Source organism: Okeania sp. SIO2F4 (assembly GCF_010672385.1).
Classification (GTDB): Bacteria; Cyanobacteriota; Cyanobacteriia; order Cyanobacteriales; family Microcoleaceae; genus Trichodesmium.
The window spans coordinates 1-4,977 of sequence record NZ_JAAHGT010000731.1 but is presented as its reverse complement, the minus strand read 5'-3'; the positions used below and the strand labels follow the sequence as shown (position 1 = coordinate 4,977).

Annotated in this window: 1 protein-coding gene; it reads right to left on the bottom strand. The window is 38.3% G+C overall.

Annotation, left to right across the window (positions count from 1 at the left end; genetic code table 11):
- Positions 1 to 871 precede the first annotated feature (871 nt).
- Positions 872 to 4,977, bottom strand: a 4,106-nt coding sequence (locus tag F6K22_RS31455) for an LAGLIDADG family homing endonuclease (protein WP_293107319.1), incomplete at its 5' end; no start/stop codon positions are given.

The window sequence follows — 4,977 nt, the reverse complement described above, 5'->3', positions numbered from 1 at the left end:
CGGTTAGGGTCAATTAAAACAACTTTTGTTTGTGGAGTAACTCCTACAGCTAACTGGCGATAATTTTCTACTCTAGTATCAATTACCATTAATCTTTTTTGCTGTTGGACTTGCTCTAATTTTTGATTAATTTCTGTTGACTCTATAGTTTTTTTTAAGATTGCATTCATCTTGACAAATCCTCAAATTGATAAAAGTTAGGAAAACACCCTAATATCTTGGTAAATGTTTTGTCAAAAGACAATTTGTCAAAGATTAAGCAACTATAAAGTATTGGATATGAATTGTGATATCAAATCCGCTCGGGTTCGGTATAAAAAAATGTTCCATCTTCAGTTATTGCTAAATCTTTCGGCGTTGGAGAATCAAGCTATGAAATCTAAATTTGCAAAATATAAAATGCTTTTTAATTATGAGTTAGGCAATCCCCATTTCAGAAAAATCATAGCCACGCATCACCAACGCCAATCTTTCTATATCTCCCCATCTCCCCATCTCCCCATCTCCCCAGCATCTTTATCTAATTACACCAATGCTACCGGATTTGATATGAATTGGTCTTATCGTTAGCAGTTCATATTTTTGATCCTCGTCAACTAAATCATAATAATCCCTCTTGCCTTTGTATTAGACCTCTGGTGGAAAAGAGGGAGTAGGGAGTAGGGACGTTGCATGCAACATCCCTACAGAGTAGAGGCAAAGAATTGATTATTTATGTGCGATAATTGATTGTATTTTTTATTATCACCAGATGTCTATTACTTAACTATTGAATACAAGAAAAGGGGAGAATATTTCTCCCCTTTCAAAAGTTTTTTTTACTTACATTTTAGAGCTAGACGTGCTACTACATTCTTTTTCACCTCTAGTTCTAATTAACTTGCGGTTCCGAACCCTTCAACTCACAAACCATTCCAGAACAAGCGGGATCTTGAGGTCCCATCTCTGGTAACTCACTCGCTAACACATAACCATTCATCAACTCGGAAAAATTATCAGACTTACGCCGTTGCAATACCTCCCCTTGCAATTTTTCATATTCCTCTTGAGAAATACGTTCAAATGGCAACCGAGGGAACGGTGCATCAAACCGCGCTAACAATGCTGACGAAATATAACCCTCGTCATCACGAATTGCCTCATAAATGCGTGTTCCCAAAGGTTCAATTTCTGCCTCCGTTAATAAAATGGTACTACTACTGTTATGAGTCGTCCAATATTTCTGTACTCCCATGTAAAAATCAAACATAGCAGTAGCGCTGAACTTCTCAATAGCAATCTCCTCAACTCCAGGCAAATCTATCCAAGATACCTGTACTGGAATTTCTACTAACCATTCTTGAGCGCGTTCGTCAAAAGGATCGTTCAACAAGTTGCCATTTTCATCTTTGCTTGACTGCCCAGGAATTACAGAATAACCGTAGTCAAGACAAGCTAATGCTACAGGGTCATTTTTGGCAAAAGTAATGCGTCGTACCCACCGCAACCCAAAAGGAGGATGCCAACCAGGAGCAGCGTTTGTTAGCAGAGATTTTGTCCCGCTAGGTTGAATAGTTGTACAACGGTTTGGACGTTTAAGGTTGTGGCGATCGCAATAATCCCACACCACCCGATGTACAATTTCGCGCCAACGGATTAAATATTCTGCCTCCTGTTGTTTAAAGTCTAGACCTTGAATAGTTTCCGGGCGACCTGCTTGCCACCAACGCAACCATTCAATACCAAAAGCTTTTACAAAAAAGTCGAATAAACCAGTAAAAGACACCCCAACAATAGGGTCTAATTCTCGACTATAACTATAGCGAGCTTCGACGAATTTATGGTTAAGTAAAGTTGCCACAGAAAGGGCGCCAGCAGTAAAAGCTTCCTCCTGTTCTTTATGATTATTTGGGTCAATTTGATTCAGATGAATTTCCGACAAATTGCAATTTCCTGTCAAGCTATTGCCAAAAACACCTTTGTGAAATTCTGGCTCTTCAAAACAATAAGTGTCATGTAATCCTGGCAATTCTTCAACACTTTGAATTATTTGATTTTTACCTTTAAATTTAGCTTCGCATCCTTTACTTGTGTCTAGTCTTTGACAAGGAATTTCACTACAATCAGTTATTTGTAAGTAGTAAATGTCTTTATTTCTGGTTCCTAAATTAGTAGTATAACCGCGATTCGCCATTAAGTTTACTGATGCACGAATACCACATTTTGTCAACAGTAATTGTAGTCTTTTTGCCCGTTCATAATCAGACAAATAAATTCTGATTCCATTACTGTTAGTATTAGAACCATCTGTATCTGCTAATCCGGCAATAAAAGCTAGAATTGCTGGTTTATTCCAACTAGCAATAATATTTAAAGCATCAGGTTCAGTTTGTAAACGATGCAGTAATTCTCCAGAGAATCCTAAATCAGTGACATCTACAAAAGTAGGTAGATAATTATATTGTCGTTCCACTGATTTATTACCAGCAACAATTAATTCAGCTTTGTGAGAATAAAGCCGAATTTTAGCATTACCATTTTTGTCTAATGTTCCATCACCTACAGCTACACCTAATGTATAAGCATAAGATAAATTGATATAATCTCCATCCTGATAATCTATGACAAAAGGTTCCGTATGTAAAACATATTTGCTATGATTTAGCAAATCTTTTGTTTGTACTTCTTGATAGTTTTTCCCAAACCTATCTTTAACAAAAAATCGGTGATATTCTGTCACATCAAGATAGGAACCATCCCCAAATCGGACGCGGTATAATTTTCTATCTTTTCCTGTTTTGAAAGGAATTACTTCACTCCAGTTTTTGCCGTTCCAAACTTCAACTTTTTGACCAACAATATCTTTGATTTTGTGAATACTGTCGCGAGTAATTAATAATGTATCTTCGCTGACACAGTGAAAATTTGAACCAATAATTTCGCCACAGTTATGAACTACAAATCCATTAGCGTCAAACCGAGACGGTCCGGGAACGGTGCAATCATAAACAGTTTCTGTCCCATCGGGAGTAATAGACTTAACTGTTGCAGTGAAGCGGTCACGATTTAGTGTCCGCTTATATCCTTCTAAGACAAGAGTAAGCTTTTCACTTTTAACAGGATCTTTGAACCCAACAAGTTCTTGAAAAATTAGCAAGTTATCTTTAGAAACAACAAGTTCATGATTGGCTTTGCAATGATAAAAAGCAAGATCGCGATTAGAATCCGGTAATTTTCTTACGTTCTCACTACGTCGATTCTGGTAAACTGTTGAAATAATTCCTATTCGGGCTAGCATTCTTTGAACAATTAAAAGCGAATTTAGATTGCTTTGCGCTAAACGAATACTAACGCCTTTATTTTGGTCGCCTTGAACACTACCATCTGCATCAAAAATTCCTCGTAGAAAGCCACAATAAAAGTTGTAGCTACCACGTTCAATTTCTGAATTTATAACTTTGTGCTTGCGGTTTATTCCAAACTTATCTCCTAAAACTGCTAACTTAGAAGAAGTTACTTGGCTCATGTTGTGGAGATTGTGATGACATCCTTTTATGTTAGGATGTCCTAAAGCAGAATTATTCAGGGTAGCAATTGCATACTCTAGCATTTCATTTTGAGATTTACCCCAATACCTAAGTATTCCAATGTCATTACCACTTTTAGTTTTGGCAATAGAGCCATCGCCAACCATACTTCCTAAAAGCCATCCTTCTTCAAAAGTTCCTTCACCGTCCCATTTTTGAATTTCTCGGTGATTGTGTAAACAAACTCGATCGCCAGGTTTTAAAGAAATAGCAGAAACCCATTCAGTATATTGTTTCTTTTGAGTTTGACTTATAATTTTAAGCACGAGGTGGTTTTCAGTTAGTCGGATTGAAAAACCTTCTTTAGTTTCCACTTTTAAAATAGGTTTTGTCCCAGTTTCAAAAAATCCGTCAGGAGTTGTACTAAAAAGTTCTCCGTTAACAAAAGTGCCATGTTGAACGCCAATTAATTCCTTGACCTGACGCGCTCCAAACTCAGTATGAATCCAAGTATCTGCTGTTACACATGGGTTGAGTCCTAGACGAGCTAACCGATGTTCGAGTTCATCATTACTAATATTTGGATAGTGTTCTTGAAACCATTTTTTGGCATTATCTTCTCCATAAGCTTTCAAGAAATCACTCTTTATTTCTGGCGTTGAAAGTAGATCGCGATTAGCACGAGCAACTGCTTCACCTCCCCACTGAATGGCACCTTCACCCGAATAAAACTGTTTTCTCACTGCCTCAACACATTCTTCTAATGTTGGTTTGTGATGGAAAACATGGGTATGATTTGCCATTCTCAAAGCATCTCTTTTGGGGTCAATTCCCCAGTTACCGTTTTCATCTTGTCGCCAGAGATTATCCTTCGCTACAGCAAAGAGGCGATCGCTACTATTACCTTGGCGCATTCCTGCAGATCTTCTGATGTTGCCGGCAACAATTGTCACTGCTGCTTCGTCAATGATCAAACAACACTCCACAGAATTTAATTGTCGCCCAACTGCTTGATTTAAAATGTTCCCACAACGTTGATACAATTCTGGCAATTTTACCGGGTTGGCAACACCTCCGAATCCCTTTAAAGGTTCTCCCGCAGGTCTGACATCACTCAAGTCAATGATAACATTCACCTTTCCCGAAAATCGCTCATCTGTTGACAACTCCAACAAAGCCTGATAAGACCCGACCCAACCTTGACGACTGTCACCGACAAAAATTTCAGCCTGGTCTCCATCGAATTTTACTTCTGTCAACTCACGACGTAACTCAGGGAGAGTAGAACCAATTTCACCCCGCAATACAATATTTAGATGATTGCGAATGGGTGGCAGTTGATTTATATTATGTGGTTCTAAGACCGCACCTGTACCACATCCCATCATGGCTAAGTCCATTAATAGACCGAAGGAGCGCCAGTCTACAATATTAGTGGAGGAGCAGTTATAAGCCCCCGAAAAGTTTTGCA